Consider the following 12684-nt stretch of genomic DNA (forward strand, 5'->3'; position numbering starts at 1 on the left):
GTGGCCTGTTCCCCGGCCCAGACTGGCACGGGTGCGGCGAGCCGGCACTCGCCGCACCCGGTCAGCAGGCCGCCGGGGCGGCTCCTCTCACGGGTTGACGGTCAGCAGGTGGGCCCGGAAACCCTCGCCGTACGTCTTCGTCGGCGTGCCCGCGTAGTCCTCGATCAGCACGTTGCCACCGCTGCAGCCCCACGGGTTCCACGTCCACGCGGTGTACCCGAGGTTGTGCGCGTCCAGCCACGCCAGCACCTGGTCGACGTAGTCGTGCGCGCAGCTGTTCTGGCCGATTTCGCCGGCCTGCACCGGAACCTGCGCGGCGACCGTCCCGATCTGACTGTCCCAGCAGGACACCGTGACGCACGCGTTGAAGTTGTAGGAGTGCCAGGACGCCACGACGTTGCCCGCGGGGTCGTTCGGGCGGTAGGCCAGCCACTGGGTCAGGTCGTTGGTCCAGGTCAGGCCGGCGGTCATCACGACGTTCGTGGCGCCCGTGGCGCGCACGGCGTCCACCAGCTCCTGCATCCCCGCCACGGCGTAGCCGATCCCGGTGCAGGTGCCGCCGTCGCGCAGGCACTTCCACGCGGCGGTCGCGTCGGACCAGTTGGCGGCCGCGTCCGGGTACGGCTCGTTGAACAGGTCGAACACCACGGCGTCGTCGCCCTTGAAGGCGGTGGCGACCTGGGTCCAGAAGGTGGGCGCGTACTGCCGGTCGGGCATCGGCTTCTGGCAGGTCGCGTTGACGTCGGTGCAGGCCGAGGAGGTGCCGGTGTACTGGCCGTGCGTCCAGTGCAGATCGAGGATCGGGTTGATCCCGTTGGCCTCCAGCAGTTTCGCGTAGTCCTTGACGGCCTGCTGGTAGGCGGCGCCGCTGGGCGAGCCGGACAGGCCGAGCCAGCAGTCCTCGTTGAGCGGGATCCGCACCGCGTGGATGTTCCACGCCTTCATCGCGTCGACCGAAGCCTGGTCCACCGGGCCGCTGTCCCACATCCCCTTGCCCTGTACGCAGGCGAACTCGCCGCTGGACCGGTTGACGCCCAGCAGCCGGTAGGTCTTCCCGGCGGCGGTCAGCAGCTTGTTGCCCGAGACGTGCAGCGCGGGCGCCGGCCCGGGTGGCGGCGGTGTCGTGGTCGTGGTCGGCGTCGTGGTCGTCGGTTTCGTGATGGGGGTCGTCGCCGTGGTCGGCGGGGTCCCGGTGCACGCGGCGCCGTTGACGGCGAAGTCGGCCGGCGTGGTGTTGGTGCCGCTGTAGGAGAAGTTGGCGCCGGTGCCGACCGAACCGCCGGCCGGGATGGTGCCGTTCCAGCTCGCGTTGGTCACGGTGACCCGCTTGCCGGACTGGGTCCACGTGCCCATCCAGCCCTGCTGCAGGGTCTGGTTGCCGGTGTAGGAGTAGGTCAGCGTCCAGCCGTCGACCGCCGAGGACCCGACGTTGGCGATGCCGACGGTGACGCTGAAACCGCTTCCCCAGTCGTTGGCCGAATAGGTGACCTTGCAGGCGAACGCCGCAGCGGCCGCGCTCGGTTCATTCGCCGCCGACACGGCCGTCGTCGACGTGACGACGCACGCGGCTGCGGCCGCGAGACCCGCGACCGCCAGCACGGCAGGACGTTTTCCGGCTCTTCCCCACATCGGCACTCCCTTGTGCACACTGACGGCGGACGCGTCTGGGAGCGTTCCCAGACGCCGTGCACACGGTCGCTGCCCGGGCGCGGGGTTGTCAATCACCAACGGCTGATTGAGGCGAACAGCGTCCGGCGCGTTCCGCCAACGACCGCAGGCGGCTGCCCCGGCCGGAGGCACCGCCCGGCGGGCGGCGCCCTGACGCATACGCCCGCGATAACCCGGCCGACCTAAGCTCCGGCCATGCGCAGCGCCCGGCTCAAGCTCACCCTCAGCTACGCCGGGTTCCTCCTCCTCGCGGGCGCCGTCCTGCTCGCCGTGGTGTGGGCGTACCTGCTGCGGTACGTGCCCGACAACGACCAGGGCCTGCTGGGGATCTCCCCGAACCGCTACCTCCTGCTGCGCATGTTCACCCCCGCCGCGGCGGCCGCATTGGTTTTCCTCCTGGCGTTCGGCCTGCTGGGCGGCTGGCTCCTGGCCGGCCGGATGCTGGCGCCACTCACCCGGATCACCGACGCGGCCCGGCTGGCCGCCGGCGGGTCGCTGTCGCACCGGATCCGCCTCCGCGGCCGCCCGGCGAACGAGTTCCGCGAACTCGCCGACGTCTTCGACGCGATGCTCGAACGGCTCGAATCCCGGGTCGCCGAACAGCAGCGGTTCGCCGCGAACGCGTCCCACGAACTGCGCACCCCGCTGGCCATCTCGCAGGCCATGCTCGACGTCGCCCGCAAGGACCCGGAGTTCGACCGCGGTGAACTCGTCGAACGCCTGCACACCGTCAACGCGCGCGCGATCGACCTCACCGACGCGCTCCTGCTGCTCAGCCGCAGCGACGGCCGGAACTTCACCCGCGAGCCCGTCGACCTCTCCCTGGTCGCCGAGGAAGCCGCCGAAACCCTGCTGCCGCTGGCCGAACAGCGCGGGATCACCCTCGAGGTCACCGGCGAGCCGGCCCGGGCGTCCGGTTCCCCGGCGCTGATCCTGCGGATGGTGACGAACCTCGTCCAGAACGCGATCGTGCACAACCTCCCGTGCGGCGGCAGCATCACCGTCCACACGGAACCGCGGCGCTACGCGAGCGTGCTGCGGGTCGAGAACACCGGCGCGCCGCTCGCCCCGGAGCTGGTGCCGACCCTCGTCGAGCCGTTCCAGCGCGGTTCGGAACGCACCCGCACCGGCGCGCAGACCGGCGTCGGGCTCGGGCTGGCGATCGTGCACAGCATCGTCCGGGCCCACGACGGAATGCTGGAACTGACCCCGCGCGCGGGCGGCGGTCTCCTCGTCACGATCCGGCTGCCTGCACCGCGGTAGCCGTCACCTCGGCTTCGAAGACGGCGCCGAGCTCGGCGAACCGGTCCGCGGCTTCCTGCAGCAGCCCGGAATCGCCCTCGCGACGGGCGCGGGCGCGGGTCAGGACCGCCGCCGTCCAGCGGTTGTGAGGGGCGTGCTGCCCGGCGCGCCGGAGGTGGTGATCGACGTCGGCGCTGCCGAGCACCACGGCCAGTTCGGCGGCCAGGCCGGCGGCGTACCCGTCGAACCGGCCCGCGGCGAACCCGGCGCCCACCTCCGGGAGCAGTTCGGCCAAGCCGGCCCCGGTGTGCAGGGCCACCCGGGCCCGGACGAACGCGTCCAGCGGGGCCAGGTTCGCGGACGCGGCCGGTGTCGCCACACCGGCGACGCCGGCCGCGCGCGCCCGCCACCGGCTCATCGCCGGTTCGTCGCCGGACAGGCCCGCGGCGAGCGCGGCCGCCAGCAGCGGCACGCCGAGGGTGGCGTTGCGCGGCGGACCGTTCTCCGCCGTGACGCGCCACATTTCGCCGGCCAGCGCGAGGGCGTCGGCGAACCAGCCGGTCAGCGCCAGGGTGGTGACCAGGCCGCTGCTGCCCCAGTACGGGTGCCCGGCCAGAGCCGGATCGCCCGCGGCGCGCCGGCTCACGGAAAGCGCGTCGGACAGCGCTCCGGTGGCGACGGCGTAGGTGACCGCGGACCGGAACGCGTCCAGCACCTCCAGCGCCGCGTGCGGGTCGGTGCGATCCGCCTTCGTGACGAGCTCGACGCGTTCCTGCGTGGTGCGGTGGGCCAGGTCCGGCCGGCCGGCGAGGGCCTCGGCGGTGCACCGGGCGTCCAGCGCGGCGCTGAGCAGCAGCGGATCGCCGGCTGCCGCCGCCACGGCGTGCCCGGCAGCCTCGGCGGTGACCGTCTGCGGGCCCGGGCCGGAGTGCCAGGCCCTGGCGACGGCGACGTGCGCCGAATCTCCGGCCAGCCGGGTGGCTTCGGCGAGCATCCGGTCCAGTTCGGCGGCGGGCACCGGGTCGGTGACGAAACCGGCGCCGCGGAACCGTTCGGCCAGGACGACGGCGGTGGCCAGGCAGACCGATCGCGCGGCGGGGTCGTCCGCGGCCCGATCGGCCGCGACGAGCAGCAGGTCGTAGTGGTCGCGGGCGTGGCTGAGCAGGTGCACGCAGCTGCCCGCGCGGGCCAGCTCCGCCGCGGCGGCCGCCGGAGTCGCCGCCCGGTCCGCGGCCGTGCGCCAGTGGGCCGCCGCTTCGGCGAGGAAGCCGCGCGCGTAGGCCAGCCGGGCCAGATCCGCGGCCAGGGCGTGTTCCGGTTCCTCCGCGACGCAGGCACGCAGGTCGTCGGCGACCCGGTCGAACTCGTCGCGCCAGTCGCCGCCGAGACGTCCGGTCAGCTCCCGCGCGCGGCGGGCGGCCCAGTGCCGGTACCGGACGGTGACCTCGGCCGAGTTCTCCGGTTGCTCGCGCGCGAACCGGGCGACGCCGTCGAGGAGCGTCCAGGAAACCGGCTCGCGGTGCACGGTGACCAGTGACTTGTCGACCAGCCGCCCGAGCACGTCGGACACCGCGCCGACGGACAGGTCCGGCGACAGGGCCGCGGCGCCGTCGAGGTCGAAGCCGTGGCGGAACCGGGAAACCCGCGCCAGGACCGTGCGTTCCTCGGCGCTCAGCAGCCGGTGGCTCCACTCGATGACCGAACGCAGCGACCGGTGCCGCGGCTCGCCGCGCCCGGTGGCCAGCACGCGCAGCGGGTCGTCGGCCAGCCCGGCCCGCAGCCCCTCGAGGCCCAGCGACGCGACGCGGGCGGCGGCGAGTTCGATGTTCAGCGGCGAGCCGTTCAGCTCGCGGCAGAGCTCGGCGACCTGCGCGGGATCGGCGTCGAACGCCGGGTCGACCGCCTTCGCCCGGTCGGTGAACAGGGTCACCGCATCGCCGCCGGCGGGCAGCGGCCCGAGCTGCAGCACGGTCTCCCCCGGCACGCCGAGCCGTTCCCGGCTGGTCGTCAGCACGCTCAGCCGCGGGTTCGCGGTGGTCAGCGCGGTGATGACCGCGGCGACGTCGTCCGCGACGTGCTCGCAGTTGTCGAGGACGAGCAGGGCCCGGCCGGTCAGCTGCCCGGCGACGGCGTCGGGCAGCGGCTGCTGCGGCCGCGGCAGGACACCGAGCCCGGCGGCGACCGACTCGAGCACCGAACCCGGCCGGGCCGGCACCAGGTTGACGAAGGTCGCGCCGTCCGGGAACCCCGCGGCGGCGGCCTCGGTCGCGGCCAGGGCCAGCCGGGTCTTCCCGGCCCCGCCGGGGCCGAGGACGGTCGTCACCCGGCTTTCGCCCACCAGCCGCACGACGGCGTCCCGTTCGGCCGCCCGCCCGACGAAACCGGTGGGCGGCTGCGGCGCGCCGACCACCAGCCCGGCCGGCTCGCTCGCCGTCGCCAGGCCCGGCGCCCGCGCGGCCAGTTCCCGGCGGTCGCGGGCGCCGAGCTTGCGCAGCAGCGCGGAGACGTGGCTTTCGACGGTCCGGACCGAGACGTAGAGCCGGCCGGCGATCTCGGCGTTGGTCAGGTGATCGGCCACCGCCAGCAGGACTTCGCGCTCGCGCGGCGAGATCGTCGGCGCGGTCGGCATGGCACCGAGTATGCCGCATCGTGCCTGGTCGCCGGGTCCGTACCGGATCTCCGTGGTGGGTTCCGTGGTCACCACGGATGTCCGGGACCGGCCGTCGCCCGAGGATCACCGGCAGACCGGAACACTCCTGGAAGGGGAACTCCCATGGTGGTCATCGCGAAGGAAGACGACCTGCGCATCGGCACCGGCCGCACGGCCCGGTTCGAAGGCGAGGCCTACGGCTCCGGCGTCTCGTTCTTCCACGTGTACAACACCGAAGGCCAAGGGCCGGCCGCCCACGTGCACCCGTACTCGGAGACCTGGGTGGTGCTGGCCGGCGAGGCACTGGTCCGCACCTCCGACGGCGAGGTGACGGCGAACCAGGGCGACGTCGTGGTGGTCGGCGCGGGCACGGCGCACGCGTTCCGCGCGGTCGGGCCCGAGCCGCTGCGGATGATGTGCATCCACGCGTCGCCGCGCATCGAGCAGGACTTCCTCGACGACGCCGAAGCCGCTGAAGCCGGCGTCACCTTCTGAATCCTCTCCTCCGAAAGGACACGCCATGACCACGACCATCACCCGCCCCGCCCCGACGGCGTCCACGCGCCTGACCTGCCTGGCCGTCGCCGCCCCGCTGTGGACCACGGTCTCGCTGGCCCAGGCGGCGACCCGCGACGGCTTCGACCTGACCCGCCACCCGCTCAGCGCCCTCAGTACCGGCTCGCTGGGCTGGCTGCAGATCACCAACTTCGTCGTCGCGGGCGTGCTGATCCTGATCGGCGCGGGCAGTTTCCGCTTCGGCGGCGGAGCGCTGCCGAAACTGCTGGCGGTGTACGGCGCCGGGATGATCGCGGCGGGGATCCTCCCGCCGGATCCCGGGAACGGTTTCCCCGCCGGCACTTCCGAGGCCGGGCCGGCGGAGGTGTCGTGGCACGCGATCGGCCACATGGCAGCCGGCAGCGTCTCGTTCATCGCCCTCATCGCCGCCTGCTGCGTCCTCGGCCGCCGGTTCGCCCGGGCGGGCGACCGCCGGTCCGCGGGACTGTCGTTCGTCGCGGGCACCGCGCTGCTGGCCGGTGACCTGTGGGCGATGGCCGGCGGCGCGGCGGGTTCCCTGACGCTCGCCGCCGGCGCCATCGCGGCGATGCTCTGGGTGTCCGCCGTCGCCGCTCGCGTCAGCCGGCCGGGACGACGATGACCTTGCCGTGCACCGCGCCCTCGGCGGCCCGGGCGTGCAGCGCCGGCAGCTCGGCCAGCGGTACCCGCTCGGCGACGTCGACGTGCAGCTCGCCGCGGTCGACCTGCGCGACCAGCTTCGCCAGCTGACCGGCGTCGCTGCGGACGAACAGGTCGATCCCGCGGACGTTGCGCGCTTCGTCGCCGGGCGCGGGCATCCACACCGTCGTGTTGACCAGGACCCCGCCGGGACGCACCAGCGTCACCAGCGCGGCCAGTTCCTCCGGGGCGACCGGCGCGAGGTTGAGCACGACGTCGACCGGCTCGGTCACCGCCGTGGTCACCCCGGCGCTGGTGTGGTCGACGACCTCGTCGGCACCGGCCGACTTGACCGCGTCGCCGCTGCGGGGGCTCGCGGTGGCGATCACGTACGCGCCCGCGTTGTGCGCCAGCTGGACGGCGTAGCCGCCGACCGCGCCTCCGGCGCCGTTGACCAGCACGCGTTGCCCGGCCTGCAGCCCGGCGTGGTCGAACAGGGCCTGGTACGCGGTCAGGCCGACCAGCGGCAACGCGGCGGCGTCGGGCAGCGGAACGCTCGCGGGCGCCGGCGTCAGGACCTCGGCCGGGGCGAGGACGTACTCCGCCGCGGCACCGGGCTTGTCCATCGGCAGGAAGCCGATGACCTCGGCGCCGACCGCCAGGTGCACGCCCTCGCCGACCGCGTCGACCGTGCCGGCGACGTCGATGCCGGGCGTGTGCGGCAGCTCCACCGGGATGGGGCCGCGCATGAAGCCGCCGCGGATGTTGCCGTCGACGGAGTTGAACGACGTCGCGGCCACGCGGAGCCGGACCTGCCCGGCACCGGGGACCGGCTGCTCGACGTCTTCGTAACGCAGGACGCCGGCGTCGCCGTACTCGTGGAACCGCACTGCCTTCATCGGACTCTCTCCCATTCTTGCTTCGAATTCGAAGCATCTGCCGATGACAGTACGACTAGTTCGAATTCGAAGCAAGTGAGGTCGCTCACCTTGACAACCCTTCGAATTCGAAGCAGTAGACTGCGGTGATGGCTGACTCACCCCCGTCGCTCGACCCCGTGCAGCTCGGCGCCTACTTCGCCCTGATCGAGGTGGCCAGCCTGCTGCGGCACGCGGTCGAGCAGCAGCTGCGCGAGGCCGGCGACCTCAGCTACGTGCAGTTCCAGCTGCTGGCCCGGCTCGGGGACGCGCCGTCGGGCAGCCACCGGATGACCGACCTGGCCGACGGCGTCGTCTACAGCCGCAGCGGCCTGACCTACCAGGCCGGGCTGCTCGAAAAGGCGGGGCTGGTGGTCCGCGGCCCGTCCGCGGACGACGAGCGCAGCGTCACGGTCACCATCACCGGCGCCGGGCGCGCGCTGCTCGGCAAGGTGCTGCCCGGGCACATCGAGGTGGTCAACAGCCTGCTGCTGGAGCCGCTCTCACGAGACCAGGTCGAAGCGCTCGCGGGGCTGCTGACGCCGGTGCGGGACCACATGCGCGCGACACCGCCCCGCTCGGCCGCGCCTCGCCGCCGCAAGGACGGAGCCTGACCTCCTCTCGCCCTTGATGATCACGGTTCCCGCAGCGATCAGCCTGGGCCGGTTTGGCCCACCCTGACGACGGACGGCGCCCCGGCGGCGCGGACGACCTCTCCGAGCCGCGCGGCGTCGGCCGAGCCCGGTGCGGCGGTGAGGACGACCGCCATCAGGTCGTCGCCGGGCACGTGCAGGAGGTTGCCGTCGAGCGTGAGGTCCGTGCCGTCCGGATGCCGGAACACGGCCTGGTTTTCGTAGCCGGAGACGGTTTCCGGCGTGCGCCACAGGGTGTCGAACGGCCGGCTGGTGCTCCGCAGGTCGTCGACGAGCCCGGCGAGGGATTCGTCGCCGGGATAGCGCAGGGCGGCGTCCCGTAATCGAGCGGCGAGCATGGCCCGGAACCCGGCCGCGCCGTCGCCGGTCCGGTGGATCCCGCCGAGGGCGTTGCAGAAGGTGCGCCAGGCGACGTTCCAGTCCCGGGCGTGCTGGGCCGGCGCCCCGGCCTGCAGCGCCAGCCAGGCCCGGTTGACGGCCACGACGTTCCAGGCGGCGTCGGTCAGGAAGGCGGGGGTGTCCCCGAACCGCTCCAGCAACCGCAGCGCACCGGGCCCGGCGTCACCCGGGACCCGCCCCTCGGCGGCGGCGTACCCGGCCAGGGCACAGAGCCGTTCGTACTCGGCCCGCCCGAGGTCCAGGGCCCGGGCGAGGGCGTTGACGACTCCGGCCGAGGGCTGGCGGCGCCCCTGTTCGAGCCGCCGGACGTAGTCGGCGGAGACACCGGCCAGGTCGGCGAGTTCTTCCCGGCGCAAACCGCGGACGCGTCTGGTTCCGCCGGGGGGCAGTCCGACGGTGGCGGGGTCGGTGTTCTCGCGCAACCGGCGCACGGCCGTTCCGAGATCGTGCAGAGCCACCCGGTCAGTGTGCCCGACCGGAGGGGTCAGTCAGGCGCCACGACGTCGACCTCCACCCGGCGGCTCCGGACGTCGTCCCCGGGCGGCGACTGATCGAAACCGGCGCCCCGCACCGTCACCCGGTCTTCCGCGATGCCGAGGCTGACCAGCAGGTCGGCCACCGCCTGAGCGCGCCGGACGCTGAACGCACGAGCGGACCCGGCATCCCCGATGCGGGCGGTGTGCCCTACCACGACGATCCGGTCGCCCGGGCGGATCCGGCGCACCGCCCCGATGACGAGCTCTCTCGCTTGCGGGGTCAGTTCGGCACTGTCCGGCCGGAACAGGACCGGGAAACTGAACTTCGCCGGCCCTGGAGTTCCGGCACAGGGGCAACCGTGGGCCCCGGGGTGAGTGCCCACCGGCGAGTGTGCGCCGACCTCCGGCCTGACGGAGGGGTCGCCCGGCTGCGCCGGCAGGAAGGCGATAGCCAATACGGTCAAGCCCGATGCGGCCAGAGCGGCCCCAGTCCGCAGGCCGCTCACCCGCCACTCTGGCTGCAGGCGACCAAGCATCGCCGAGAGGACCCCGCTTACCCGGTAGCGCTTGGGGAGGTGGACCGGAACCGGCCGGCTTTCGACGGCGCGGGAGATGTCGGCCGTGAAGAGGCGGTGCTGCTCTCGCAGCATCTCGTCGAATTCGTCGTCGTTCACCGGTTTCCCTCCCATCGTCCGTCGCCGACGAATCTGCTCTGCAGCAGCTCCCGAGCCTGCTTCAGGCGTTTCTGGACCACTCTGACCGAAACTCCCGTGTACTCCGAGATTTCCTTGGTGCCGAAATCGTCCAGGTGGAGGGCGAAGACCGTCTTGAGGGATTCGGGAAGCTCGTTGACCAGCGAGACCAGCCTGCTGTGCCGTTCGACCACGTACGCGATTTCCGGGTCCTCGGCGACCGGCCGGTCGTAGGCGTCCGGCCAGGGCACCTCGTTCCGGGTCTTCCGCCACACCCGGCCGGCGTGATGCTCCGCGGCCTTGCGGGCCCACAGGTGCGGTTTCCCGATCTTGTGCCAGTTCCGGTGCACGTCCACCATCGCGCTTTGCGTCGCGTCGTCCGCGATGTGCCTCGGGAAACCGAGGTAGAGCAGGTGTGCGATGACCCGCGGCGAATGCGACCGGTAGAAGTCCTCGTAACTCGCGCGCGCGGACGATTGCTTGCCCGTCATGGATCTCCGGAGAGTGGCCGAGAGCAGTGCTGGATCGTGGCATGAGTCGGCGGACGCCGTCACCGTGTCACACCCTCCGGCGGTGACCGGACACCACGAGCGCCACCGCCAAGGCGGCGACCGCGAGGGTGACCGCCGTCGAGCCGGTGATGACGTAGATCGACCCGGAGCCGACGAAGAGCCGGTCAAGCGGCGACGATCCGTCCGGCTGTCCCTTGTTCACTCGCGTCATGCCACCCAGGGGCGGCCGGGCACTCCTCCGCGAACGGTTCGCGGCAGGTTCACTCGAAAGGCTTACCCGCGGGAGACGTGCCGACCAGGACGACCGTGAGGCCCGCCGGGACCACGCTTTCCGCGGTCAGTCCACGGCGTCGAAGTCCGGCGGCGCCTGCAGGTCGTGCGCCCGGAACAGGACGGCGTGCTCGACCCCCAGGAGCTTCCCGCTCATCGCCGCGAACTGCGGGATGAACTCGGCCGGGACGGGATGGTCCGGCAGCGCGGCCAGGTAGCCGGCGTGCGCCTCGAGCGAGGCAACACCGCGCCGCAGCGGCTCTCCGGTGACGTCGACCCCGTGGGTCGCGTTCTGGAAGCCGGGCTGGAGGTACCAGCGCGGGGAGTGCGGTTCGAGCCCCTCGTCGGTGACCTGCTCGGGGAAAACCCACCGGTTCCCGGCATCCCGGATGGCGTCGAGCGTCGCCAGCCCGGCGGCGCGGTGGTCGGCCTGGTCGAACCCGAAGCCGGTCTCGACGTCGAAGGCGGACCCGAAGACGGCGTCGGGCTTGAACCGCCGGATCTCCCGGCAGATGTCCCGGCGCAGGTCGAGGCCGTAGACGAGCACCCCGTCGGGGTGTTCGAGAACGGTCAGCTGCTCGACACCGACGACGTCGCAGGCGGCCCGCTGCTCGGCGACACGCAGCCGGGCGGTCTCCTCGGGCGGGTTCGGCATCCCGGCTTCTCCCCGGGTGAGCAGCAGGTAGGCGACCTCGATCCCGCGAGAGGTCCACCGGGCGACGGCGGCGGACATGCCGTACTCCATGTCATCGGGGTGCGCGACGACGCAGAGCACGCGGCGGAAGGTTTCCTCGGGGAGGGCAGGCAGTGTCATAGCAGGCATCCTGCCGCATTCCGGGCGCGGAGTCCGCCCATCGGCGTGCTGCTTAACCGCGACTCTCGTACGGGTCGGCCGGTGGCGGGACCGGCCGGGCCCGCTTGACGTCGAGGAACGGGATGGTGCCCCCGTTGACCGGGTCCTCGGCCTGTTGGGCGGTGTAGCTGCCGGTGACCTCGAGCCACGAGTCGGGTTGCAGCACCGGGGGTACCTGCCCGGCCAGGCCGACCTTCACGGGCTGGGCGTCCGCGGCGCAGCAGTTGAGGAGCATGCGGATCAGGTACGGCGCGCCGGAGCGGTCGAAGGCCACGAACCCGGTGATCACGACCGTCCGGCCGGCCAGCGACCGGCCGTGGTCGAAGACCGCGCGGTCGGCGTAGTCGATCACGGTGAGCGGGGCCGGATCGCCGTCCGGGAGCGGGGCGGCGATCCGCGGCGCGGTCACGGCCGTGCCGGTGCGCATCGCGCTGTAGGAGCCCAATGCCGGGGGCGCGGCGAGGACCAGCGCGAACACCGGCAGCACCAGCAGCCACGAGATCCGGGGTGCCCGGTGGCCGGCGGGACGGCGCCGCGCGTACCGGACGGTGGCGACGGCCGCGACCACCAGCACCACTCCCGCCGCCAGCACCAGCGGCCGCAGCCCGGCCTTGACGTAACGCAGGTACAGCCCGGTCACGCCGGCGTGCAGCAGGACACCGCCGACGAGGAACAGCAGGATCGCCTGCACCGTCCGGTTCACAGCAGCACCGCCCCGGTCAGCACCGCGGTCCCGGCGGCCACGACGAACGTCACCGGCGCGAACCGCGCCGCGAACCCGCGGCCGAACGTCGCCGCCTGCATGCCGAACAGCTTCAGGTCGATCATCGGGCCGACGACCAGGAACGCCAGCCGGGCCGTCGGGGAGAACTGGGTCAGGGACGACGCGACGAACGCGTCGGCCTCCGAGCAGATCGACAGCAGCACCGCGAGGACCGACAGCACCAGGACCGCCACCGCCGGGTTTCCGGCCGCGGCGTACAGCCAGCTCGACGGCACCACGGCCTTGAGGGTGGCCGCGGCCATCGCCCCGCCGACGAGGAACCCGCCCGCGTGCAGGACGTCGTGCCGCACCGACCCCCAGAACGCCTCGCCCCGGCCGCCGCCGTCCTCGTGGGCGTGGTGGGACCGCGGGCGCAGCCAGTCCGGCCGGCCGAGCCGTTGCCACAACCAGGCCCA

At 73.1% G+C, this 12684-nt stretch carries 14 protein-coding genes; 4 read left to right on the forward strand and 10 right to left on the reverse strand.

Going from position 1 to position 12684, the window contains the following annotated elements:
- Positions 1-87: 87 nt before the first annotated feature.
- Positions 88-1629, reverse strand: a complete 1542-nt coding sequence (locus AB0J55_RS40430) for a cellulase family glycosylhydrolase (protein ID WP_364261527.1) — start codon at positions 1627-1629, stop codon at positions 88-90.
- 234 nt (positions 1630-1863) lie between these two features.
- Here AB0J55_RS40430 and AB0J55_RS40435 point away from each other — a divergent pair, with 234 nt between their 5' ends.
- Positions 1864-2931 carry a HAMP domain-containing sensor histidine kinase gene (locus AB0J55_RS40435; RefSeq protein WP_364261530.1) on the forward strand — a complete coding sequence of 356 codons (1068 nt, stop codon included), beginning with the start codon at positions 1864-1866 and terminating at the stop codon, positions 2929-2931.
- Here AB0J55_RS40435 and AB0J55_RS40440 read toward each other — a convergent pair.
- On the reverse strand, positions 2903-5539 hold the full coding sequence (locus AB0J55_RS40440) for a LuxR C-terminal-related transcriptional regulator (RefSeq protein ID WP_364261533.1): 2637 nt from the start codon (positions 5537-5539) through the stop codon (positions 2903-2905). The two genes, AB0J55_RS40435 and AB0J55_RS40440, sit on opposite strands and share 29 nt — an antisense overlap.
- Positions 5540-5683: 144 nt before the next feature.
- Here AB0J55_RS40440 and AB0J55_RS40445 point away from each other — a divergent pair, with 144 nt between their 5' ends.
- Positions 5684-6055 (forward strand): cupin domain-containing protein, encoded by a 372-nt coding sequence (locus AB0J55_RS40445; RefSeq protein WP_364261536.1) that lies wholly within the window; start codon positions 5684-5686, stop codon positions 6053-6055.
- A 25-nt stretch (positions 6056-6080) separates the two neighbouring features.
- The gene (locus AB0J55_RS40450) at positions 6081-6716 is read left to right on the forward strand and encodes a DUF998 domain-containing protein (RefSeq protein WP_364261539.1); all 636 of its coding nucleotides are present in this window, start codon (positions 6081-6083) and stop codon (positions 6714-6716) included.
- Here the strand turns inward: AB0J55_RS40450 and AB0J55_RS40455 are convergent.
- Positions 6694-7632: an NADP-dependent oxidoreductase gene (locus tag AB0J55_RS40455; RefSeq protein ID WP_364261542.1), complete on the reverse strand. Its 939-nt coding sequence runs from the start codon at positions 7630-7632 to the stop codon at positions 6694-6696. The two genes, AB0J55_RS40450 and AB0J55_RS40455, sit on opposite strands and share 23 nt — an antisense overlap.
- Positions 7633-7760: 128 nt before the next feature.
- On the opposite strand from AB0J55_RS40455, the gene AB0J55_RS40460 reads away from it, so the two are divergent.
- Positions 7761-8264: a MarR family transcriptional regulator gene (locus AB0J55_RS40460; RefSeq protein WP_364261545.1), complete on the forward strand. Its 504-nt coding sequence runs from the start codon at positions 7761-7763 to the stop codon at positions 8262-8264.
- A gap of 38 nt (positions 8265-8302) precedes the next feature.
- On the opposite strand, the gene AB0J55_RS40465 is transcribed toward AB0J55_RS40460, so the two are convergent.
- From AB0J55_RS40465 to AB0J55_RS40495, 7 genes are all read right to left on the reverse strand, one after another.
- Entirely contained in the window at positions 8303-9160 is an 858-nt protein-coding gene (locus AB0J55_RS40465; protein WP_364261548.1) for a helix-turn-helix domain-containing protein, read from the reverse strand.
- Positions 9161-9186: 26 nt separating this feature from the next.
- The gene (locus AB0J55_RS40470) at positions 9187-9852 is read right to left on the reverse strand and encodes an OmpA family protein (RefSeq protein ID WP_364261551.1); all 666 of its coding nucleotides are present in this window, start codon (positions 9850-9852) and stop codon (positions 9187-9189) included.
- Positions 9849-10361, reverse strand: coding sequence for a sigma-70 family RNA polymerase sigma factor (locus AB0J55_RS40475; RefSeq protein WP_364261554.1), 513 nt, complete (start codon positions 10359-10361; stop codon positions 9849-9851). Before AB0J55_RS40475 ends, AB0J55_RS40470 begins: the two co-directional genes overlap by 4 nt.
- A 67-nt stretch (positions 10362-10428) precedes the next feature.
- A complete protein-coding gene (locus AB0J55_RS40480; protein WP_364261557.1) occupies positions 10429-10593 on the reverse strand; it encodes a hypothetical protein in 165 nt (54 codons plus the stop codon).
- A gap of 126 nt (positions 10594-10719) precedes the next feature.
- Positions 10720-11475, reverse strand: coding sequence for a PIG-L deacetylase family protein (locus AB0J55_RS40485; RefSeq protein ID WP_364261560.1), 756 nt, complete (start codon positions 11473-11475; stop codon positions 10720-10722).
- Between the two features lie 43 nt (positions 11476-11518).
- A complete protein-coding gene (locus AB0J55_RS40490; protein WP_364261678.1) occupies positions 11519-12208 on the reverse strand; it encodes a TIGR03943 family protein in 690 nt (229 codons plus the stop codon).
- The gene (locus tag AB0J55_RS40495) at positions 12205-12675 is read right to left on the reverse strand and encodes a permease (RefSeq protein ID WP_364261681.1); all 471 of its coding nucleotides are present in this window, start codon (positions 12673-12675) and stop codon (positions 12205-12207) included. Before AB0J55_RS40495 ends, AB0J55_RS40490 begins: the two co-directional genes overlap by 4 nt.
- Between the last annotated feature and the right edge of the window lie 9 nt (positions 12676-12684).

The sequence above is a fragment of the Amycolatopsis sp. NPDC049688 genome (assembly GCF_040674975.1).
In the GTDB taxonomy this organism is placed as follows: Bacteria; Actinomycetota; Actinomycetes; order Mycobacteriales; family Pseudonocardiaceae; genus Amycolatopsis.

Coding starts and splice junctions, on each gene's coding strand:
- AB0J55_RS40430 (WP_364261527.1), bottom strand. CDS start 1,629: ATGTGGGGAAGAGCCGGAAAACGTCCTGCCGTGCTGGCGGTCGCGGGT.
- AB0J55_RS40480 (WP_364261557.1), bottom strand. CDS start 10,593: ATGACGCGAGTGAACAAGGGACAGCCGGACGGATCGTCGCCGCTTGAC.
- AB0J55_RS40450 (WP_364261539.1), top strand. CDS start 6,081: ATGACCACGACCATCACCCGCCCCGCCCCGACGGCGTCCACGCGCCTG.
- AB0J55_RS40440 (WP_364261533.1), bottom strand. CDS start 5,539: ATGCCGACCGCGCCGACGATCTCGCCGCGCGAGCGCGAAGTCCTGCTG.
- AB0J55_RS40455 (WP_364261542.1), bottom strand. CDS start 7,632: ATGAAGGCAGTGCGGTTCCACGAGTACGGCGACGCCGGCGTCCTGCGT.
- AB0J55_RS40460 (WP_364261545.1), top strand. CDS start 7,761: ATGGCTGACTCACCCCCGTCGCTCGACCCCGTGCAGCTCGGCGCCTAC.
- AB0J55_RS40485 (WP_364261560.1), bottom strand. CDS start 11,475: ATGCCTGCTATGACACTGCCTGCCCTCCCCGAGGAAACCTTCCGCCGC.
- AB0J55_RS40475 (WP_364261554.1), bottom strand. CDS start 10,361: ATGACGGGCAAGCAATCGTCCGCGCGCGCGAGTTACGAGGACTTCTAC.
- AB0J55_RS40445 (WP_364261536.1), top strand. CDS start 5,684: ATGGTGGTCATCGCGAAGGAAGACGACCTGCGCATCGGCACCGGCCGC.
- AB0J55_RS40435 (WP_364261530.1), top strand. CDS start 1,864: ATGCGCAGCGCCCGGCTCAAGCTCACCCTCAGCTACGCCGGGTTCCTC.